The 18,992-nt window shown below is 63.4% G+C and carries 22 protein-coding genes; 5 read left to right on the top strand and 17 right to left on the bottom strand.

What is annotated here, in order from left to right; translation table 11 throughout:
• Positions 1 to 9: 9 nt before the first annotated feature.
• From ACQ4W4_RS04400 to flgB, 3 genes are read right to left on the bottom strand one after another with little or no spacing between them, the layout of a single operon-like run.
• Positions 10 to 708 (bottom strand): flagellar hook assembly protein FlgD, encoded by a 699-nt coding sequence (locus ACQ4W4_RS04400; RefSeq protein ID WP_436540918.1) that lies wholly within the window; start codon positions 706 to 708, stop codon positions 10 to 12.
• A 15-nt stretch (positions 709 to 723) separates the two neighbouring features.
• A complete protein-coding gene (gene flgC / locus ACQ4W4_RS04405) occupies positions 724 to 1,125 on the bottom strand; it encodes a flagellar basal body rod protein FlgC (RefSeq protein ID WP_071075845.1) in 402 nt (133 codons plus the stop codon).
• Between the two features lie 2 nt (positions 1,126 to 1,127).
• Positions 1,128 to 1,580 carry a flagellar basal body rod protein FlgB gene (flgB, locus tag ACQ4W4_RS04410; RefSeq protein ID WP_070220161.1) on the bottom strand — a complete coding sequence of 151 codons (453 nt, stop codon included), beginning with the start codon at positions 1,578 to 1,580 and terminating at the stop codon, positions 1,128 to 1,130.
• A 190-nt stretch (positions 1,581 to 1,770) separates the two neighbouring features.
• Between flgB and flgA the strand changes: the two genes are divergently transcribed.
• The 4 genes from flgA (at position 1,771) to ACQ4W4_RS04430 (ending at position 4,358) form a co-directional block, all read left to right on the top strand.
• The gene (flgA, locus tag ACQ4W4_RS04415) at positions 1,771 to 2,466 is read left to right on the top strand and encodes a flagellar basal body P-ring formation chaperone FlgA (RefSeq protein WP_436540919.1); all 696 of its coding nucleotides are present in this window, start codon (positions 1,771 to 1,773) and stop codon (positions 2,464 to 2,466) included.
• Between the two features lie 111 nt (positions 2,467 to 2,577).
• On the top strand, positions 2,578 to 2,886 hold the full coding sequence (gene flgM / locus ACQ4W4_RS04420; protein ID WP_034754089.1) for a flagellar biosynthesis anti-sigma factor FlgM: 309 nt from the start codon (positions 2,578 to 2,580) through the stop codon (positions 2,884 to 2,886).
• A gap of 8 nt (positions 2,887 to 2,894) precedes the next feature.
• Complete coding sequence (locus tag ACQ4W4_RS04425) at positions 2,895 to 3,362, top strand: flagella synthesis protein FlgN (RefSeq protein ID WP_436540920.1); 468 nt, start codon at positions 2,895 to 2,897, stop codon at positions 3,360 to 3,362.
• A gap of 432 nt (positions 3,363 to 3,794) precedes the next feature.
• Positions 3,795 to 4,358 (top strand): FxDxF family PEP-CTERM protein, encoded by a 564-nt coding sequence (locus tag ACQ4W4_RS04430; RefSeq protein WP_436540921.1) that lies wholly within the window; start codon positions 3,795 to 3,797, stop codon positions 4,356 to 4,358.
• Between the two features lie 133 nt (positions 4,359 to 4,491).
• Here the strand turns inward: ACQ4W4_RS04430 and ACQ4W4_RS04435 are convergent, their stop codons facing one another.
• The 11 genes from ACQ4W4_RS04435 to ACQ4W4_RS04485 form a co-directional block, all read right to left on the bottom strand.
• Positions 4,492 to 5,349, bottom strand: coding sequence for a hypothetical protein (locus ACQ4W4_RS04435; protein ID WP_436540922.1), 858 nt, complete (start codon positions 5,347 to 5,349; stop codon positions 4,492 to 4,494).
• Positions 5,350 to 5,420: 71 nt separating this feature from the next.
• Positions 5,421 to 5,783, bottom strand: coding sequence for a translation initiation factor Sui1 (locus tag ACQ4W4_RS04440; RefSeq protein ID WP_436540923.1), 363 nt, complete (start codon positions 5,781 to 5,783; stop codon positions 5,421 to 5,423).
• A gap of 115 nt (positions 5,784 to 5,898) precedes the next feature.
• Positions 5,899 to 6,690 carry a flagellar motor protein MotD gene (gene motD / locus ACQ4W4_RS04445; protein WP_436541120.1) on the bottom strand — a complete coding sequence of 264 codons (792 nt, stop codon included), beginning with the start codon at positions 6,688 to 6,690 and terminating at the stop codon, positions 5,899 to 5,901.
• 5 nt (positions 6,691 to 6,695) lie between these two features.
• Complete coding sequence (locus tag ACQ4W4_RS04450; protein ID WP_326459286.1) at positions 6,696 to 7,442, bottom strand: flagellar motor protein; 747 nt, start codon at positions 7,440 to 7,442, stop codon at positions 6,696 to 6,698.
• A complete protein-coding gene (locus ACQ4W4_RS04455; RefSeq protein ID WP_102297166.1) occupies positions 7,424 to 8,155 on the bottom strand; it encodes an RNA polymerase sigma factor FliA in 732 nt (243 codons plus the stop codon). Before ACQ4W4_RS04455 ends, ACQ4W4_RS04450 begins: the two co-directional genes overlap by 19 nt.
• Positions 8,156 to 8,200: 45 nt before the next feature.
• Positions 8,201 to 9,064 carry a MinD/ParA family ATP-binding protein gene (locus tag ACQ4W4_RS04460; RefSeq protein WP_070220170.1) on the bottom strand — a complete coding sequence of 288 codons (864 nt, stop codon included), beginning with the start codon at positions 9,062 to 9,064 and terminating at the stop codon, positions 8,201 to 8,203.
• Positions 9,057 to 10,385, bottom strand: coding sequence for a flagellar biosynthesis GTPase FlhF (gene flhF, locus ACQ4W4_RS04465; RefSeq protein ID WP_436540924.1), 1,329 nt, complete (start codon positions 10,383 to 10,385; stop codon positions 9,057 to 9,059). The genes ACQ4W4_RS04460 and flhF overlap by 8 nt, the downstream gene beginning before the upstream one ends.
• A 267-nt stretch (positions 10,386 to 10,652) precedes the next feature.
• A complete protein-coding gene (gene flhA, locus ACQ4W4_RS04470) occupies positions 10,653 to 12,749 on the bottom strand; it encodes a flagellar biosynthesis protein FlhA (RefSeq protein WP_436540925.1) in 2,097 nt (698 codons plus the stop codon).
• Positions 12,746 to 13,939, bottom strand: a complete 1,194-nt coding sequence (gene flhB, locus ACQ4W4_RS04475; RefSeq protein WP_436540926.1) for a flagellar biosynthesis protein FlhB — start codon at positions 13,937 to 13,939, stop codon at positions 12,746 to 12,748. The genes flhA and flhB overlap by 4 nt, the downstream gene beginning before the upstream one ends.
• 139 nt (positions 13,940 to 14,078) lie before the next feature.
• On the bottom strand, positions 14,079 to 15,077 hold the full coding sequence (locus ACQ4W4_RS04480; protein ID WP_436540927.1) for a fumarylacetoacetate hydrolase family protein: 999 nt from the start codon (positions 15,075 to 15,077) through the stop codon (positions 14,079 to 14,081).
• A gap of 84 nt (positions 15,078 to 15,161) precedes the next feature.
• On the bottom strand, positions 15,162 to 15,872 hold the full coding sequence (locus tag ACQ4W4_RS04485) for a pseudouridine synthase (protein ID WP_436540928.1): 711 nt from the start codon (positions 15,870 to 15,872) through the stop codon (positions 15,162 to 15,164).
• 245 nt (positions 15,873 to 16,117) lie between these two features.
• On the opposite strand from ACQ4W4_RS04485, the gene ACQ4W4_RS04490 reads away from it, so the two are divergent.
• A complete protein-coding gene (locus ACQ4W4_RS04490) occupies positions 16,118 to 16,489 on the top strand; it encodes a hypothetical protein (protein WP_436540929.1) in 372 nt (123 codons plus the stop codon).
• 386 nt (positions 16,490 to 16,875) lie between these two features.
• Here ACQ4W4_RS04490 and ACQ4W4_RS04495 read toward each other — a convergent pair whose 3' ends face one another.
• From ACQ4W4_RS04495 to ACQ4W4_RS04505, 3 genes are read right to left on the bottom strand one after another with little or no spacing between them, the layout of a single operon-like run.
• A complete protein-coding gene (locus tag ACQ4W4_RS04495; RefSeq protein ID WP_436540930.1) occupies positions 16,876 to 17,877 on the bottom strand; it encodes a S49 family peptidase in 1,002 nt (333 codons plus the stop codon).
• A 41-nt stretch (positions 17,878 to 17,918) separates the two neighbouring features.
• Entirely contained in the window at positions 17,919 to 18,296 is a 378-nt protein-coding gene (locus ACQ4W4_RS04500) for a Rieske (2Fe-2S) protein (RefSeq protein ID WP_436540931.1), read from the bottom strand.
• Positions 18,293 to 18,952, bottom strand: a complete 660-nt coding sequence (locus ACQ4W4_RS04505) for an HAD-IA family hydrolase (protein ID WP_070289164.1) — start codon at positions 18,950 to 18,952, stop codon at positions 18,293 to 18,295. The genes ACQ4W4_RS04500 and ACQ4W4_RS04505 overlap by 4 nt, the downstream gene beginning before the upstream one ends.
• Between the last annotated feature and the right edge of the window lie 40 nt (positions 18,953 to 18,992).

The following is an 18,992-nucleotide window of genomic DNA, read 5'->3' on the forward strand; positions in this document are numbered from 1 at the left end:
ATGAGCGGCTTACAAAATCTGTTTCACATCGGCCATGGTGATGCTGCCCACTCCCGGCACATTCAACTTCACGCCGCCGGCGCCCGTCGACACGCTGGCGACCGAACCGAACATCAGCGCCGCCGCATCCTTGAGCTTGGCCCCGCCGCGCGTGGCTTCCACGGCGAAGGTGTAGGCGCCGTCAGCCAGCACGACCGGCTTGCCATCCTTGTCGAGCTCGGCCGTGGAACCGTTCCAGCCCAGCGGCAAGGTACCCGCGTCCTGCGGGCCCAGGTCGATGGAATGGACTTCCTTGCCCGCACTGTTGTAGATGATGACCTTGACGCTGTCGGCCGGCGTGGCCAGGTCCACGCCCAGCAGGGCCGCGCTCTTGCTCAAGGTGATGTTCTTGCCTGCCGTCAAGACGCCGTGGCCGATGATATTGGCCGCCTGCATGGATTCGGCTTGCTGGTAGCTGGTCTTGAGCGTTTCCAGGGTGGTATTGAGCTTGTTGACGCCCGTCACGGTGGACAGCTGGGCCAGCTGGCTGGTCAGCTGCGCATTGTCCAGGGGATTCATCGGATCCTGGTTTTGCAGCTGGGTCACCAGCAGGGTCAGGAATTTGTTCGTTTCTTCCTCGACGCTGCCTTTCGCGGCCGTGGTCTTCTTCGGATTCATTGTCGCCATCAGGTCGGTGACGGTGGCGTTGCTGGTATCGATGGTTGCCATAATGATCAGTCAGCCTTACTGGCCGAGGGTGAGGGTTTTCAGGAGCAGCGACTTGGCCGCGTTCATGGTTTCCACGTTGGTCTGGTACGAGCGCGAGGCCGACAGCATGTTGACCATCTCGTCGACCGTATTCACGTTGGGCATGGTGACGTAGCCCTTCTCGTCGGCCAGCGGATTCTTCGGGTCGTAGACCAGCTTCATCGGCGACGGATCTTCGATCACCTTCTGCACCTTGACGGCCGTGGCGCCGTTGGCCATGGGCACGGCTTCGAACACCACCTGCTTGGCGCGGTAGGCTTCGCCCGTGGCGCTGGTGGCGCTGTCGGCATTGGCCAGGTTGCTGGCCACCGTGTTCAGGCGCTGCGCCTGGGCGCTCATGGCCGAACCGGAAACATTGAAGATATTAAATAGCGACATGATTATTGTCCTCCCTGGATGGCCGTCAGCATGCCCTTGATCTGCGAATTGAGGAACGTTACGGCCGCCTCGTAGCGGATGGCGTTGTCGGCAAAGGCATTGCGCTCGAGATCCATGTCGACCGTGTTGCCATCGACGGCGCCCTGGGCCGGCGCGCGGTACAGCAGCGGCGTGCCGTCGGCCAGGGTCTCGACCTTGCCCCCCGTGCTGCCACCGACGGCGGCGGCGACGCCCTTGCCCGGCATATGCTGCGGCGCCGTGCCCTTCAGGGCCGGCTGCACGCCATCCTTGCGCGCCATCGCCCCCTTCAGCGCGCTGGCGAAATCGACGTCGCGCGCCTTGTAGTTGGGCGTGTCGGCATTGGCGATATTCGAGGCGAGCAATTCCTGGCGCGTCGAGCGCAGGCTCAGCGCCGTCTCGTTGAAGCGCATGTAATCGTCGAGTTTCCCTATCATGTCAGGCTCCGGAAAGATCTGCCACTGGCGCCTGAGATGGCGGAAGGATGGCGGTATAGTGATGACAGGAAACATAGTACGGCGCCCGCCGGCAAGACCATCGCCGGATCAGACCGTACTTTTACCCCTTAATCGGCGCTTCAAACGGGGCGGCGCGCACTATCATGGCACTATTCCAGAGGCCTATACCATGAAAACACCGCTCGCTTTCCTCTTCGCTCTTGCCGCCCTGCCACTGCTGGCGCAGGCGCAAAACGCCGGCCGGCAGACGCCGGAGGCGCTGCGCAACAGCGTGGAACAATTCCTGCAAGTGCAAAGCAACGGCTTGCCGGGCAAGGTGACGGTCACCGTCGGCGCCGTCGATCCGCGACTGAACCTGGCCGCCTGCCCCGCGCCGCAAGCATTCATGGCGCCTGGCGCCCGCGCCTGGGGCAAGACTACCGTGGGCGTGCGCTGCACGGCCCCCTCCAACTGGACCATTTATCTGCAGGCGAACGTGGCCGTCGTGGGCGACTATGTGGCCAGCGCCGTGCCGCTGGCGCAAGGGCAAGCCATCGACGCCAGCCAGCTGGTGACGATGCAGGGCGACCTGGCAGCATTGCCGGCAGGCATCGCCACCGACATGGCCCAGGTGGTGGGCGCCAGCACGAATATTTCCTTGCCGCCAGGCACGCCGATGCGCCTCGATACCCTGCGCCGCAAGCCGGTGGTGATGCAGGGCCAGCTGGTGCGCGTTGTTTCCAGTGGCAACGGTTTCCAAGTGGCATCAGAAGGACGCGCCATCGGCAGCGCCGGCGACGGTCAGACGGTACAGGTACGCACGCAGAGCGGCCAGCAGATCAGCGGCGTGGCGCGGGCTGGCGGCATGGTGGAGGTCGCCTTTTAAACTCGGATGGACAGCGATATTGTGGTCTTGCGCACTAAAGTTTCGGAAGAAGGTGCCGATAATGACACATATCCCGGAGTTTTTTGACTTCGACCAGACGAGGATCACGCTGTGAAAATTACCGATAACACCATTAAAAGCAATCCCGGCCTGCCGGTGGCGCCCGCGAATACTTCGGGCGCCCGGAATGCCGAGAAAGCCCAGGCAACACCGACGACGTCGGACAATGTACGCCTGTCGCCGCAAGGACAGGCATTAGCGGCCAGTGCAACTGCCGGCAGCGGCGCCGTGTTCGACACGAAGAAAGTCGAACGCATCAAGCTGGCGATCGCCGACGGCCAGTTCCAGGTCAACTCTGAAAAAGTGGCGGACGGTCTCCTCGACACGGTCAAGGACTTGCTGCACTCACGAAATAGATAGGTTTCCTCATGCAATCAGTGACTCCGTTTTCCAGCCTGCGCGACGAGCAACAGCTCATGACCACATTGCTGGCATTGATGAAAGAAGAACAGCGGCATCTGGTTGCCGCTGACATCGATGCAATCACGGAGCTCACGGCCCGCAAGACGGCGCTCGTCGGGCAGTTGAGCCAGCTGGCGGCGCAACGCCACCAGGCGCTGGCGGCAGCCGGCTTCACGGCCGCCGAAGCGGGCATGGAAGACTGGCTGGTCAGCACCAGCGATGCCGAGGCGGCGCCCCTGTGGAAAGCCCTGCTCGAGACGACACGCGAAGCGAAGGAACAGAACCGGCTGAACAGCCTGCTGGTCAACAAGCACATGCTGCATACGCAAGGCGCCCTGAACGCCATGCGCCCCACCGCCCAAAGCGGCAATTTCTACGGCCCCAGCGGCCAACCGATGGCGAACACGACCAGCCGGCGCGTCGTCATCGGCTAAGTATCTTCCCGCTTCACCCCCAGCGATGGAACAGCAGCGACAGGCACAGCAATAAGCCCTTGCTGCATGCCTGACGCCGTCTCGAACAGCGGCCCGATACCACGGCCATCGCGACGAACATCATCGCCGTACCGCCCCACTTTCAGCGAGAATGCGGCGGAGCCGGCGTGCCCGCATTCCCTCCACAACGCCGCACGCAGAAACAACAGCGCCCCCTTTCACGTCCACACATTTGAGCACGCTCAAACTTGATGGAAATGATGACTATATGCTAACTACAGCATACGCCGCACCAATACATGGCGGGACTTTCCTCGCCGACACGAACGTCGTTCCCGCAGGCATAGCTAATCCATTGCACGCGTCCAGCTTGCGCTTTGGCGCTGCGCCATGACGCACACCACTTCCACTGCACATACACAGGAGCATGATATGAACTCTCTCTCAGTAACCAAGGCTGGCGCGGCGCTGCTGCTCGGCTACACCCTGCTGGCGCCAGCCGCGCAGGCCGAGACGCAAGCCGTGTTCTACAACCATCTCGTATCGACGGCCGTGGTGGCCGCGCCGCTGCTGGCGCAAGACACCTTGTTCGTCGACACCTTCACGACGGAGCGCGGCTCGCTGCTGCAAACGACCACGTTTACGGTCGGCAGCGGCGTGCAGTCGTTCACGGGGAACGCCGCCTGGCTGGTCACGGGCGCCAGCGAATTCGGTCCCCGCCTGACCGGCGTCAACATTGACTTGTTCGACTCCAGCCATAACCTGGTGCAGTCCGACACCTTCGCCGGCGTGCTGGGCGCGTTTGCCCATTCGACTTTCAACGGCCTGCTGGGACCTGGCATCTATACCCTGGTGGCAAGCGGCCTCGGCGTGCGTGATTCCGTGCTGGACATTTCCATCACCACGGCCGTGCCCGAACCGGAAACCTACGGCATGCTGCTGGCGGGACTGGGGCTGATCGGCTATAGCGTACGGCGCCGCAAGACGGCTGTCTGACCCGCACCCGGCGCCTGCAAGCACTGCCGTAGCTGGCAGACCTGGCGCCGGTGCGGCGACGCCACGCACGGACTGGCCTATGCACGGACTGGCTGATGCACGGGCCAGCCTATGCAGAGGCTGGTCTACGCACTCAACCGTGCGTGGGCCGGCCCGTATGCTGGCGGAATTTCGCGGCGATGCCATTCGCCTTGATCAGGGCGGCGGCCTGCTGCTCGGGTGTCAACTCGTTCTGCAGCCAGTGCCAGTAGCTGTCCTGGTAGGGATTCGTGGTGCCGGGCGTAAGGATGTCGTCGTAGACCATGCGCAGGGCCAGCAGGTAGCCATACGCTTGCGGCGCGTCTTTCTGCACCACGTCGCCATCGCGCAGGTAGGCCATCATCAGGGTCGATACGCTGGTCAGTTCCGCCGCATCCGCCTGCGCCGTCAGCTGGGCGATGGCTTGCCGCTTCCATGCCTGCACCAGCGGATCGTCGGGACGGTTGCGCAGCGCGCTGCGGTCGCCGAACGGGCCTTCCGACAGGAACAGGGTGGCCGCGCCCGGAACGCCGCCTTGCGCGGCAGTGGCCAGGTAGCCAAGGCGGTCCTCGCGCTGGCGCTGCGTCAGACCCGCGCACAGCTGCTGCTGGGCAGTTTTTTCTTCCGCCGTCATTTCTCGCCCCAACTCGAATTCCATCCCCGGCAAGCGGCTTTCGCGCTGGAAGACGATGCAGTCGTCGATCAGGTTGTAGGCCGCATACGCGTCCTCCGGCTTGCCGCTGGCGCCCAGGCGTTCGAGCCGCTGCGCCAGGGACACGACAACGGGCGCGGGATCGGCGGCCGGGGTGGCGTCGATACTCAAATACGACGCCAGGCTGCGTCCCGCCGGCGCGCTGGCGGCAGCGGCGGCGCCAGTGTCCGGCGCGCCGCCATCGGGTGCGGGCCAGTACACGAGCGCCAGCACTGCCGCGATGGCAGCGGCGATGGCAATACCGGTCAGTTTGCTGTTCATATGAGGTGGCGCATAAAAGGAAATGCACGTTACCACAGGCGCACGGCAGCGGGCCGCACGCCTTCGCACGCTCAGCCGCCGGCCTTTTTCGGCTGGTGGCCCAGCTTGGCCAGCGCCGCCATCACCGTCTCGACATGGTCGCCCTGCACTTCGATCACGCCGTCCTTGACCGTGCCGCCCGAGCCGCATTGCGTGCGCAGCTGCTTGCCCAGCAGGGCCAGCGCGGCGGCGTCCAGCGCCAAGCCCTTGACCACGGTCACGCTCTTGCCGCCACGGCCCTTGGTCTGGCGCGACACGCGTACCACGCCATCGCCCGCCGGCGCCGTCTTGGCTTGCGCCTTGCACGCGCACTGCGCCAGCGGCAGGCGGCAGGCGGGACACATGCGGCCCGTCTCGGTGGAATAGACGAGACCGCCCAGGGAGCTGCTTTTCATGATGGAGTCGTAAAAGATGGGAAGGCGGCGATTGTACCAAGCAATGCCGGGGGCAGTTCCTTCGGAATCGGTATGCGCCCTATTCGGCCGCTTCCCCCCGACGGGTCTGCCCTCACTAGTCAGGTGTCGCGGGTGTCGCCACGGCAGGAGGCGCCGTCGGCACTTCCGTCACCGTTTCCGGGATCCCCGAGAGGATCGTCACGGCGACCCGGCGGTTGCGCGCGCGCCCTTCCGGGGTTTCGTTGGGCGCCACGGGGATATTGTCGGCGTGGCCCACCGCCGTCAGGCGCGATGCCTTGACGCCGCTGGCGATGAACAGGCGCACCACGGCGCTGGCGCGCGCGGCCGACAATTCCCAGTTCGAGGCAAAATTGGAATTGCTGATCGGCTGCACGTCGGTATGCCCTTCCACCTGCACATCGTGCGTGTCATCCTTGAGCAGCACGGCGACGGCGCGCAGGGCCTGGTCCGATTCGGCCGTCAGGCGCGCCGCGCCCGGGTCGAACAGCACGCTGGCATTGATTTCCACGCTCACGCCGCGGCTCGTCTGCGTGACCCGCACCTTGCCTTCCTTGACCAGCGGCGCCAGGGTGGACGTGAGGTCCTGCGCCAGGCGCGTCATGTGTTCGCGCTCGCGGCGGATGGCTTCCGTGCGGCGTTTCAGGGCGGGATTCGGCAACGGGATCGCCTGCGGCGCTTCCATGATGATGGGCGGCGCACCCTTTTCCAGGCTGAAGGCCTGGCCGATGGCGTTCTGGAAGACGCGGTACTTGCCTTCGTTGACTTGCGAAATCGCGTACATCACGACGAAAAACGCGAACAGCAAAGTGATAAAGTCGGCGTACGAGATCAGCCAGCGGTCCTGGTTGTCCGGTTCCTCGTCATACTTCCTGCGCGCGCGCCGCATCATGGTCAGTGCTCGTGCAGCAGACTGGACACGCGCTCTTCGATGATGCGCGTGTGGTCGCCCGTGGCGATGTCGTACAGCACGGCGGCCGTGATTTCATACTGCACCACGCGACGCGAGACGATGGCCTTGAGCTTGTTCGCCACCGGCAGGAACAGCAGATTGGCCAGACCCACGCCATAGATCGTGGAAACAAAAGCCACGGCGATGCCGCTGCCCAGTTTGCTCGGGTCGGTGAGGTTTTCCATCACGTGGATCAGGCCCAGCACGGCGCCCAGGATGCCGATGGTGGGCGAATAGCCGGCCGCCGATTCCCACACCTTGACGGCCTGGCGCTCGGCCATTTCGTAGGCGGAGATTTCCACGTCGAGCAGCTGGCGCAGCTTGTCGGGCGCGATGCCGTCGACGATCATGCGCAAGCCCTTGGCGTTGAAGCGGTCGGCCGTGTTTTCCATCAGGCGCTCGAGCGCCAGCGGACCGTCGCGGCGCGCCGTCAGGCTCCACTGCCCGATGTCGCGCGCCAGCGCGGCGCGCGTGTCGGCCGGCGGCAAAAACACCCAGCGCAGCATTTCCAGGCCGCGCACGAAGGTGCGCAACCGCGTTTGCAGCAGCACGGCGCCGAAGGTGCCGATGATGACGATGGCAAAGGCGGCCGGCTGCAGCAGGGAGGCCATCTTGCCGCCTTCCAGTGCCTGGCCGACCAAGAGGCCCGCCAGCGCCAGCGCCAGCCCGATTACGCTGGACCAGTCCACGCCTGCTCCCTCAAGGTTGCGCGCAGGCGCGCGACGGCCTGGGTATGCAGCTGCGAGACGCGCGATTCGGATACGCCCATCACCGCGCCGATCTCCTTCAGGTTCAGCTCTTCTTCGTAATACAGGCCCATGAGTATTTTCTCGCGTGGTGGCAGCGCGTCGATGGCATCGATCACGGATTGCCGGAAATCGGTATCGAGCAGGGAACGCAAGGGGTCGCTGTCCTCGTCCACGCAGTGGCGGTCGAGGAAGCTGTCATTGCCATCCGGGTCATGAAAGTCTTCGTAGTACACCAGCTGGTGGCCGCCGCCGTCGCCCAGCATTTCCTGGTAATCGGCCAGCGACATTTTCAGCAGCTTCGCCACTTCCGACTCCGTCGGCGGATGGCCGAGGCGCTGCTGCAAGGTGCTCATCGCCTCTTCGATCTTGCGCATGTTCTGGCGCATGCTGCGCGGCAGCCAGTCGCTGGTGCGCAATTCGTCGAGCATGGCGCCGCGGATGCGCAGCACGGCATACGTCTCGAACTGCGCGCCATGCGTCTCTTCATAGCGGGTAATGGCATCGAGCAGGCCGATCATGCCGGCCTGGATCAGGTCATCGACCTCGACCGAAGGCGGCAATTTCGCCTTCATATGGTGCGCCAGACGCTTCACCAGCGGAATGTGCTCCGTCAGCAAATAGTCCTTGTTCGATTTCCCTTTGACCGTGTACATAGGCTGCTTATTGTTTTCTCGTCTTATCTGGTGCTACGGTTGGTGTCAGGCGCTGAACTGGTGCGGGCTCCCCGTCTGGTACAAGGTGCCGCCAAGCACCGGCGCCGCCGAACGGGCCAGCCGCTCGGCCAGTCCGCGAAACGCCACCGAGGCGCCCGCCAGCGGAAACGCATCGACCACGCTGCGGCCCAGCCGCGCCGCGCGGTGCAGATATTCATCGGCAGGCACCGAACCCATCGAGGTCAGCTTCACGGCCAGGTAGCGGCTCGCCGCCTGTGCCATATTATCGTATACCACTTTTGCCTCGGATTCGGAAGCGCCCGTGACGAGAATGCCGAACGGACGGCGTCCCAGTTCCTGGCTCAGGCGCTTGATCAGGCAGTACGCCGCCTTGATCGAAGTGGCGCTGGTCGACACTTGCACCACGATATCCGACGAAGCCATCAGCGGCACGGGGAAGCAATCGCCCTCGTCGGCCACGACGCCGTCGACCAGCACGATGCCGCTCTGGCGCGCCAGCACCTCGAAGGTCTTGCCCAGGCGGCGCAATTCATCCTCGCCCGCATAGTCCATGCTGTCCATCAGGTGGTTACGCGCGCCCAGGCTGGCCACGCCGAAGCCTTGCGGCACCTGGTGGATGACCTGATTCAAGCCGCACTGCTGGCGCGCCACGTCGCGCAGGCTGGCGCCGTGCGCCAGTCCCAGCCGTGCAGCCACGCCGTCGCTGCCGCCGCTGGCGTCGAGCAGCAGCACGTCATTGCCGCCATAGGCGAGCGAAGCGCCCAGGTTGACCAGCATGGCGCCCTTGTCGTCCTGCGGCGTGGCCGAGAGGAACGTCATGACGCGCGGCTGCGGGCCGGCCAGCATGCGGCGCAAGCCTTCGGCCTGGTCGAAATCGAAATTAGCCAAGGTGCACCCCGCGCGCTTCATTATTGCGGGCGGCCGCCTGCGCCATCAGCAGCGGCAGTTCGGCATCGGAAAACTGCGTCGCCGCCGAGTCGCGCTTGAGCTTGAAGGCGCGGTCGATCAGGTAGCCGCGGTCGGCCAGGTACAGGTCTTCCGGCACGCGCTGGCCGTTCGACACATAAAACAGGTTCAGCTTCTGGCGGATCACCACGTCGAGCACGTTGCCGATCGACGCCGCTTCATCGAGCTTGGTCATGATGCAGCCGGCCAGGCCGCTGCCCTGGTAGGCGCGCACCACTTCGTTCAGCGTTTCCTGCGTCGCCGTCGAGTTCAGGCACAGCAAACGCTTCACGTCGGCGCCGGCGCCCGACAGCATGGCCACCTGTTCCGTCACCATCTGGTCACGCTGGCTCACGCCCACGGTATCGATCAGCACCGTGTGCTTGTTCTTGAGTTCCTTCAGGGCGATGCGCAAGTCCGCTTCATCCTTCACCGAATGCACCATCACGCCGAGGATCTTGCCGTAGATGCGCAGCTGTTCGTGCGCGCCGATACGGTAGGCATCCGTGGTGATCAGGGCCAGCTTTTCCGGGCCGTGGCGCATCACGCAACGGGCCGCCAGCTTGGCCGTGCTGGTGGTCTTGCCGACGCCGGTCGGGCCGACCAGCGCGAATACGCCGCCCTGCTCCAGCATGGCGTCTTCATTGGCGACCGTGTTCAGGTTGCGGCTCAGGACCGTCTTGATCCAGCGCATGCTTTGCGCACCGTCGAGGCCGGCGGGCAGCTTGTCGATCAGGTAGCGCGCCAGGCTGGCCGAGAAGCCGGCGGCCAGCATTTCGCGCAGCACGACGGCTTTTTGCGGCTCGCGCTGCTGCGTCGAGCCCCACGAGATTTCCGCCAGCTGGGTTTCCATCATGCCGCGCATGGCGCGGATTTCATTCATCATGCCGCTCATCTCGGCGGCGGCGTTTTCTTTGACGTGCGCCAGCGCGCTGGCCATCATCTGCTGCATGCGGGCCATGTCCACCGGCTCGCCGGCTGCCTGGCGCGGCGCGGCAGGACGTGGCGCAGACGGGCGCTGGGCCGGTGCGGCCGGACGCTGCGGCGTGGCGAACTGGGTCTGCAACTGGGGCCGGGGCTGGGCCATTTCGGACGCGGCCGGCGGCGAAGCCAGCGAAGCGGCATCGTCATTGGCCAGCGCGAGGATTTCCACCACGCCATCGGCCTGGCGGTTCGACAGGATCACGGCGTCGGGACCCAATGCTTCGCGCACCTTGCGCAGCGCATCGCGCGACGAGGCGCCCGTAAATTTCTTCACATTCATGACCGGCCTCCCAAGGCGGGGGTGGCGCAATATTGGCTGAACTGTGTGACCATCATCGACTCCTGTTGCTTGGGCGCTGTCTTCCACATGGACACAGATCACCCGGACAGTTTCCATTATTAGCGATGCTTGCAGGAAATGATCGAAGGAACAGGACGGGAAAGTACCCGTTATTCAGTTTGCCGGCAGGAAATTGATGTTTATTTGACCAAAAGCAAGGGCTGGGGTCAGACCCGGCGGGTCTGACCCCGATGCGAATGAAGATAACTACTGCGCCCCCACCAGCGCCGTGACGCGGATGGTCTTGGTTTCCGGCACTTCCGCATGCGACAGCACTTTGAGCTGCGGCAAGGCGCGGCGCAGGAAGCGCGACAGCAGGGCGCGCAGCGGCGCCGGCACCAGCAGCACCGGCGTCAGGCCCAGCGCTTCCTGTTGCTGCGCGGCCAGGCCCGCCTGGTGCGCGATGGTGTCGGCCAGGCCCGGCTCGATGCCGGCGCCGTCGCCGCCATTGCCCATCGCCTGCATCAGCAGGCGTTCCAGGCGGCTGTCGAGGGTCATCACGGACAACTCGGCCGCGCCGGGGAACAGCTGCTGCACGATGGCGCGGCCCAGGGCCACGCGCACCAGCGCCGTCAGATCGTTCGGGTCTTGCGTATGGACCGTATGCTCGGCCAGGGTTTCGATGATGGTGCGCATGTCGCGGATGTGCACGCCCTCGGCCAGCAGGTTCTGCAGCACTTTCTGCAGGGTCGACAGCGACAGCATCTTCGGCACCAGGTCTTCCACCAGGCGCGGCGCATCCTTGCCCAGGTGGTCGAGCAGCGACTGCACTTCCGCGCGGCCCAGCAGCTCCGACGCATGCGAGGTGATCAGGTGATTCAAATGCGTGGCCACCACGGTGCCCGCATCGACGACCGTGTAGCCCATCGATTGGGCCTGGTCGCGCAGGCTGGCGTCGATCCAGGTGGCGGGCAAGCCGAACGCGGGGTCGCTGGTGGCCAGGCCCGGCAAGGTGCCGCTGGCCATGCCGGGATTGATGGCCAGGAACTGACCGTTGAACGCTTCGCCCACGCCCACTTCCACGCCCTTGAGGGTGATGCGGTAGGCGGACGGCTTCAATTCCAGGTTGTCGCGGATATGCACGGGCGGCGCCAGGAAACCCACTTCCTGGGCAAATTTCTTGCGGATGCCTTTGATGCGCTTGAGCAATTCGCCGCCCTGCGTCTTGTCGACCAGGGGAATCAAGCGGTAGCCCACTTCCAGGCCCAGGGTGTCGACGGGCATGATGTCTTGCCAGCTGGCTTCTTCCTGCTCGGGCGCCACGGTCGCCTGCGGCGTTTCGGCCGGCTTTTCGGCCGCCTCTTTTTCCTGCGAGCGTTTCTTGCTGATCAAATACGCGGAACCGGCCAGCAGCGAGGCCAGCAAAATGAAGACCATGTTCGGCATGCCGGGAATCAGACCCATGCCGCCGATGATGCCGGCGGTGATGTACAGTACTTGCGGTTTTGCAAACAGCTGCCCCACCAGCTGGGTGCCGATGTCCTGCTCGCTGGCCACGCGCGAAACGACAATACCGGCCGCCGTGGAAATGATCAGCGAAGGAATCTGCGCCACCAGGCCGTCACCGATGGCCAGCAGGGTGTAGTTCTTGAGCGCATCGGCAAAGCCCATGTCGTGCTGCAGCAAGCCCACCAGCAAACCGCCGACGATATTGATGACGGTGACCATGATGCCGGCGATGGCGTCGCCGCGCACGTATTTGCTGGCGCCGTCCATGGCGCCGTAGAATTCCGCTTCCTGCGCCACTTCGGTGCGGCGGCGGCGCGCTTCGTCTTCGCCGATCAGGCCGGCGTTCAGGTCGGCATCGATGGCCATCTGCTTACCCGGCATGGCGTCCAGCGCGAAGCGGGCACCCACCTCGGCGATACGGCCCGCACCCTTGGTCACGACGGTAAAGTTGATGATCGTCAAAATAATAAAGACCACGATACCGACTGTGTAGTTGCCGCCGATCAGGAAGTGACCGAAAGCCTCAATCACTTTACCGGCCGCGTCGGCGCCCGTATGGCCTTCCGTCAGCACCACGCGCGTGGACGCCACGTTCAGCGACAGGCGCAGCATGGTCGACACGAGCAGGATGGTCGGGAACGCCATGAAGTCGAGCGGCTTGACCGTGTACAGCGCCGTCAGCAGCACGATGATGGACAGCGCGATATTAAAGCTGAAGAAAATGTCGAGGATGAAGGCAGGCAGCGGCAACACCATCATCGCCAGCAGCATGATGATGATGATCGGCGCGGCGACGCCCTTGCTGGCGCTGCCTTTCAATCCGCTGAGCCAGGCTGGCATGGTCAGGCCGTTCATGGTGTGCTTCCTTTATTCTTGTTTGCCGCGTCTGCCGCGGGTTTGGTCTGCGACGCGGGGTCGAGCGGGTCGAGCTCGGGTGGCACGTCGAGTTTTTTCGGCTTGTCGGGACGCTGGCCGTGGCCGCTGCCGTAGCTGCGCAGTTGGAACACGTAGGCCAGTACTTCGGCCACGGCGCCATACAGCGCCTCGGGAATCTCGTCGCCGATGTCCGTGTGCTTGTACAGCGCGCGCGCCAGGGCGGGCGCTTCCAGGATGGCAACCTTGTGTTCGCCCGCCAGTTCGCGGATCTTCGCCGCCACCTCGTCGATGCCCTTGGCCACCACCTGCGGCGCGCCGCGCGAATTCTCGCCGTACTTCAGCGCCACGGCGTAGTGGGTCGGATTGGTCACCACCACGTCGGCCGTGGGCACGTCGGCCATCATGCGGCGGCGCGACATTTCATGCTGCATCTGGCGTATCTTCGCCTTGATCTGCGGATTGCCGTCCGACTCCTTCGCCTCTTGCTTGACTTCCTGCAAGGACATTTTCATCTTGTTGGCGTAGTGCCACATCTGGTAGGGGCCGTCGATGGCGGCGATCAGGCCCAGTGCGCCCACGATCAGCAGGAAGGCCGTGATCAGCAGGCTGATCAGATGGGCCGAACCGGCGCGCAGGGATTCCACCGACAGGCCCAGCACGGCATCCTTTTGATGCTGCATCACCATCCAGGCGACGACGCCGACGACGAGAGTCTTGGCGATGGCCTTGAGCAATTCCACCAGCGCATTCTTCGAAAACATATTGCCCAGGCCGCGAATCGGGTTGAGCTTGCCAAAATTGGGGGTAAATGCCTTGGAACTGAACAGCCAGCCACCCACCAGCACGGGCGAGGCCAGCGCGACGAGCATGATGGCCGCGGCGTACGGCAGGCAGGTCAGCAGAACAGAACCCACGTCGTAGCCGATGCGCAACATCATCGCGTCGGGATTGAGGATTTGCTCCCGATCCAGGGTCAGCCCGGAAACCATGACGGCCGTCAGCCGCCGCACGATGGCGTCGCCGGCAAACCACAGGCAGCAGCCGGACGCCATCAACACCGTAAACGTGGCCACTTCACGCGATCGCGGAACGTCGCCTTCCTCACGCGCCTGCTCGAGGCGCTTCGGTGACGCGGCTTCGGTCTTTTCTGCGTCGCTGTCTTCCGACATCAATCAACTCCGGTGAAGTCCTGCAGCCTGGCTAGGCGCAATACGGACTGGGCATGACGCATTATCGGCTCAAGCGGGTGCACGCCATCGGCGGAACAGGGGGGCAAATGCCCTGTATTTCCTTTACTCTCCAGTAACCTTAGCGGGACTTGCGCGCTTCCGCCTGTTTCACCGTCTGCTCGATGGCGCCAAACAGCGACTTGCCGTCATCGCCCAGCATCTCCAGCCGGACCACGTCGCCGAACAGCAAATACGGCGTGCTGGCGACGCCATCGGCGATCATCTCCTGGTTACGTCGTTCAACGATACTGGAAAAACCTTTCTTGATCTCCTTGTTGGCGACGCCGCCCGCGCTGACCACGCTGCCGGCGCGCGCGTTGCGCGTCTGACACAGATGGGCGAGCAATTGCGGGTAATTGAACGCCATGTCGGCGCCCGCGTGGGGCTGGCCCGTCAACTTGCCGTTCAGGCTGCAACGCAGCGCGTAATGCACCTTGCCGCCGCGCCAGGCGTCGCCCAGTTCGTCGGGCGTGATGGCGACAGGCGAGCACGCCATGGCCGGCTTCGCCTGCAGGAAGCCGTAGCCGCCCGCCTGCTCGTCGGGTGCCAGGTTGCGCAAGGTGATGTCGTTTACCAGCATCAACAGCTTGATGTTCAGGTGCGCCTGGTCCGGCGTCGAGCCCATGGCCACGTCGTCCGTGATGGCGGCAATGCCCGCTTCGTAATCGATACCCCACTGCTCGTGCGCCAGGGTGATGTCATCGTGGGCGCCAAGGAAATCGTCGCTGGCGCCCTGGTACATCCTTGGCGCGTCACGCAGATTGGCGGGCGCGTCGACGCCGGCGGCCTTGCAGGCCCGCTCGATCTGCTGCAGATAAGAAGCGCCGGCCACGCGCAAACTGCTGCGCGGCAAAGGCGCCATGCAGTTGGCGGGATCGAACTCGAAGGCGCGATGGCCGCGGCCGCTATTAATGGTCTGGTACAGCAAGTCCAGCTGGGGCGCGATGAAACTCCAGTCGTCGAGCGCCTTTTGCAGGGTCGAGGCGATGCCGTCGGCCAGGTGGGCCGTTTTCAGGTCGCGCGAGACGACAGCCAGCTGGCCGTCGCGCGTGCCATCGTTCAGGGTTGCTAATTTCATGTAGGGAAAACTTCGTCAAATGCAGGCAATGGAGCCCAAAGACGCCAAAAAGCCGGGAAAACCCGGCTTCGGCGCTCAAGGGAGTTATGCCAGGAGGGCGATCTGTTCGGGCGTGAGATAGCACCACTCGCCTTCGGTGATGCCCAGCGATTCCAGGGTCAGGCTGCCGATGGCGGAACGGTGCAGCGCGCTGCAATGGTTGCCGGCGGCGGCCAGCATGCGCTTGACCTGATGGTACTTGCCTTGCTCGAGCACGATTTCCAGCAGGTGCTCTCCGCGCTTGACACAGACGAGGGCCGCCAGCGGGGCCGGCTCGTCGTGCAATTGCACGCCAGCCAACAGCTGCGCCACCAGCTCATCCGTGACAGGCTCTTGCGTGGTGGCCTGGTAAATCTTGGGAACGTGGCGCTTCGGCGACGATTGTGCATGGATAAACGCACCATCGTCGGACATCAGCAGCATGCCGGTCGTATCGTGGTCGAGCCGGCCGACGGGCTGGACTTCGCGCCAGGTAAATTGTTCCGGCAGCAGGGTCAATACGCCGGGATGGTGGCTGGGTTTGCGCGAGCATTCAAAGTTGGCGGGTTTGTTCAGCGCCAGGTACAGGTGCGCGCGGTATACCCACTCTTCTTCGAACACGTGCAGGACCAGACCTTCGGTCTCGACGGTGGCGCGGTAATTGGTCTGGGTGACGCCGTCAATGACGACATCGCCATCTTCGATAAGGGAACGGCAATATTTACGGGTGCCAAAACCCTGCGATTGCAGGATGCGGTCTAGGGATAATTTACTCATGGGCGTGACTTTACCAGAAGCGGCTGGCAGCGTGAAGCGGCCCGGCTCCAGGCCGCCGAAGACGCACCAGCCTTGCGCAGGCACAGATGATCTGAAGTGCAAGGTGAGATTTCGATATAAATGGTCAATTCCTTTGAGAAATATCAAGCGCTCGGAATATCGCATTTATAGACTGAAACTTCGTTAGGAATCCGCCTAACGAGCTTTAGGAATAATAACCAAGCAACGACTCATAAGGACATTGTATGAAGCATACCGATACCATCGCCTTAGAAGGCAGCATCGCCGACATGCGCCAGCGCATCGCTGCGGAACAGGCGGCCATGCACAAGGTCAGACTCGGCGTGGCGCGCTGGAGCAACACCCCTGCGCAGCAGGATGGGGACGCAACGCCGTCGCCAGCAAGCCAGACGCACTGGCATGCCGAGGCCCAATGCCATTTCATGTGCTGGCTGGAGCTCGGCGGTTTTGCGCAAACGGATACGGAAACCGGGAACCTGACCGCACCTGCCATGGCGGACACGCCGCCTGACCTCAGTTCCGGCGCCAGCACCATCGCGACGCCGGCCCGGCAGGCAAGCAGCGCGCCCGCGCACTGCAACGGCTGCGCCGTCTGAGCGCGGCGCAACCGACCGGCCATGCCCAGCCCTCGCATGCCTGCCTTGCCAGCACACCCAGACACAACATCCGGCAACACCGGTCTATCCGGCACGCACAAGGAACACAAGGAACAAAAGGAAACGGCGGCATTGCGCCGCCGTTCCCAAGCCCCATCGGGACTTTAGTGAGGAATGTAAATTCACTCAAAACCACATCTGCGATGCGGCGAGTAGTTCCAAGACTTGCCAATCAAGTTAGTACTGACAACATAGTTGATATATCGCCCCTCCTTGAAAAGAACTACGCCTTCACTATAGCCCAAGCAGCCCCATTTTCAAGCCAATTTACCACCTTATTGAAAATCATTCTCGACTGGCTTGCCTGCCAGCCAAGAGTGATGTCCTCAGCGCAACGCCGGTTGTGATTGCTGCACGGCTGCCTTCATGGCCCCCGCGCCCATGGCGGCGCCAAACTTTTTGAGCACCCGCTCCGGCAAGCCTTCATGTTGCGTGTAGTCGACGATGTCTTCCGCCTTGACGACGTCGCGCGCCACGCTGTCGACCGTGCCGAAATCGTCGGCCAGGCCCATTTCCACGGCTTTCGCGCCCGTCCAGTACAGGCCCGAGAAGGTATCGGCCGTTTCCTTCAGACGCTTGCCCCGTCCCGTCCGCACCACCTCGATGAATTGCTGGTGGATTTCATTGAGCATGCCTTGCGCATACGCCTTGTGCTTTTCCGTCAGGGGGCTGAACGGGTCCATGAAGCCCTTGTTCTCGCCCGCCGTCAGCAACCGCCGCTCGACGCCGACCTTTTCCATCACGCCCGTAAAGCCGAAGCCATCCATCAGCACGCCGATCGAGCCGACCACGCTGGCCTTGTTGACGTAGATGCGGTCGGCGGCGGCGGCGATGTAATAGCCGCCCGAGGCGCACATTTCATCGACCACCACATACAAGGGCTTGTCCGGATAGCCCTTGCGCAGGCGCTGCATCTCGTCGACGATCATGCCGGCCTGCACGGGACTGCCGCCCGGACTATTAATATGCAGCACCACGGCCACCGAGCCGCTATCGGAAAACGCCTTGTCCAGCGCAGGGATGACGACGGCGGCCGAGCCGCTGCCTTCGGACTCGATGGCGCCGTTGATATCGATCAAGGCCGTATGGCGGCCCAGGGTCTCGCTGTCGTCGGCCGTGTTGTAGTCATAAAACACCCACAGCGCGAACAGCACGATCAGCAGGCCGAAGACCTTGAAGAAGATGCTCCAGCGGCGGTGCGCGCGCTGCTCTTGCAAAGTGGCAAATACCAGCTTTTCCAGCACGTCGCGCTCCCAGTTGCCCGCAGGGGCGCCGTGGCCGGCGGCTGGCGCGCTGCTGTCCAGCTTGTCATTCGTGTTATCGCTCATGGTTCACTTTGTTTAAATTGCAATAATGCCTGCACCCTGTTTCAGGCTGGCAACGGCTGGACATACTCGTCGGGCTGCCAGTACAGCTGGCCGTCGCGTTCGACCACGGCAATCGGACGCAAACGGCCGCCCTTGCAGGGGCCGCCCGCGCAATAACCGCTTTCCGGCACATAGATGGCGCCATGCGTCGAACACATCAGGTACAAGCCGCTGGACTCGAAAAACTCGCCTTCTGCCCAGTCCAGTTCGATCGGTACGTGGGCACAGCGGTTCAGGTAGCCATACGCCTTGCCGCCGTGGCGCACGACAAAGCCCGTGGTCGCTTCGCCGCCGGCCGCGACGGGAAAGCGCACGCCCTTGCCGCCATCGGCCACGGCGTCGGCCGCACAAATCAACACTTCCGCACCATCAGTCATCATGCGTGCTCGCTCAGCCATTGGTGCAGGTCGGCCACCGTGGCGGCCGAATACAGGGGATGGCAAGCTTGCAGTTGCGCCACCGGATGCGCTCCATACTCTACGGCAATACCGGCCGCACCCGCATTGCTTGCCATCAATAAATCATGGCTGGTGTCGCCGATCATCACGGTACGGCGCATATCCTGCCCCAGTTCGCGCGTCAGTTCCTGCAGCATGGCAGGATGGGGCTTGGAAAACGTTTCATCGGCGCAGCGCGTCGCATCGAACAGGGACAGCAGCTTGACGGCATTCAAGGAACGGTTCAGGCCGACACGGCTCTTGCCCGTGGCGACGGCGAGAAAATACGCTTGCTGGGAAAGTTCCAGCAGCATCTCGTGTACGCCGGGAAACAGGGTCAGCTCATGGTCGCGCGACAGATAGTGATAGCGGTAGCGTTCCGCCATGCGCGCATGGTATTTCGGCTCCACGTCGGGCATCACCAGCTGCATCGCTTCCTGCAAACCCAGGCCGATCACATGCGAGGCCAGCAACTCGGTGGGAATGGGCAAGCCCAGGTCTTTGGCCGATGCCTGGATGCACTTGACGATGGTCGAGGTACTGTCTATCAGGGTACCGTCCCAATCGAAGACGATCAGATCAAATTGCTTTCTTGCCATGTTTCCCGACGACATAGCCGCCGGCTCCTTGAGAATGAAT

Origin of the sequence: Janthinobacterium glycogeni, assembly GCF_051380725.1 — a bacterium.
In the GTDB taxonomy this organism is placed as follows: Bacteria; Pseudomonadota; Gammaproteobacteria; order Burkholderiales; family Burkholderiaceae_D; genus Janthinobacterium.

Coding starts and splice junctions, on each gene's coding strand:
- ACQ4W4_RS04400 (WP_436540918.1), bottom strand. CDS start 708: ATGGCAACCATCGATACCAGCAACGCCACCGTCACCGACCTGATGGCG.
- flgC (WP_071075845.1), bottom strand. CDS start 1,125: ATGTCGCTATTTAATATCTTCAATGTTTCCGGTTCGGCCATGAGCGCC.
- flgB (WP_070220161.1), bottom strand. CDS start 1,580: ATGATAGGGAAACTCGACGATTACATGCGCTTCAACGAGACGGCGCTG.
- flgA (WP_436540919.1), top strand. CDS start 1,771: ATGAAAACACCGCTCGCTTTCCTCTTCGCTCTTGCCGCCCTGCCACTG.
- ACQ4W4_RS04425 (WP_436540920.1), top strand. CDS start 2,895: ATGCAATCAGTGACTCCGTTTTCCAGCCTGCGCGACGAGCAACAGCTC.
- ACQ4W4_RS04430 (WP_436540921.1), top strand. CDS start 3,795: ATGAACTCTCTCTCAGTAACCAAGGCTGGCGCGGCGCTGCTGCTCGGC.
- ACQ4W4_RS04435 (WP_436540922.1), bottom strand. CDS start 5,349: ATGAACAGCAAACTGACCGGTATTGCCATCGCCGCTGCCATCGCGGCA.
- ACQ4W4_RS04440 (WP_436540923.1), bottom strand. CDS start 5,783: ATGAAAAGCAGCTCCCTGGGCGGTCTCGTCTATTCCACCGAGACGGGC.
- motD (WP_436541120.1), bottom strand. CDS start 6,690: ATGCGGCGCGCGCGCAGGAAGTATGACGAGGAACCGGACAACCAGGAC.
- ACQ4W4_RS04455 (WP_102297166.1), bottom strand. CDS start 8,155: ATGTACACGGTCAAAGGGAAATCGAACAAGGACTATTTGCTGACGGAG.
- flhF (WP_436540924.1), bottom strand. CDS start 10,385: ATGAATGTGAAGAAATTTACGGGCGCCTCGTCGCGCGATGCGCTGCGC.
- flhA (WP_436540925.1), bottom strand. CDS start 12,749: ATGAACGGCCTGACCATGCCAGCCTGGCTCAGCGGATTGAAAGGCAGC.
- flhB (WP_436540926.1), bottom strand. CDS start 13,939: ATGTCGGAAGACAGCGACGCAGAAAAGACCGAAGCCGCGTCACCGAAG.
- ACQ4W4_RS04480 (WP_436540927.1), bottom strand. CDS start 15,077: ATGAAATTAGCAACCCTGAACGATGGCACGCGCGACGGCCAGCTGGCT.
- ACQ4W4_RS04485 (WP_436540928.1), bottom strand. CDS start 15,872: ATGAGTAAATTATCCCTAGACCGCATCCTGCAATCGCAGGGTTTTGGC.
- ACQ4W4_RS04490 (WP_436540929.1), top strand. CDS start 16,118: ATGAAGCATACCGATACCATCGCCTTAGAAGGCAGCATCGCCGACATG.
- ACQ4W4_RS04495 (WP_436540930.1), bottom strand. CDS start 17,877: ATGAGCGATAACACGAATGACAAGCTGGACAGCAGCGCGCCAGCCGCC.
- ACQ4W4_RS04500 (WP_436540931.1), bottom strand. CDS start 18,296: ATGATGACTGATGGTGCGGAAGTGTTGATTTGTGCGGCCGACGCCGTG.
- ACQ4W4_RS04505 (WP_070289164.1), bottom strand. CDS start 18,952: ATGGCAAGAAAGCAATTTGATCTGATCGTCTTCGATTGGGACGGTACC.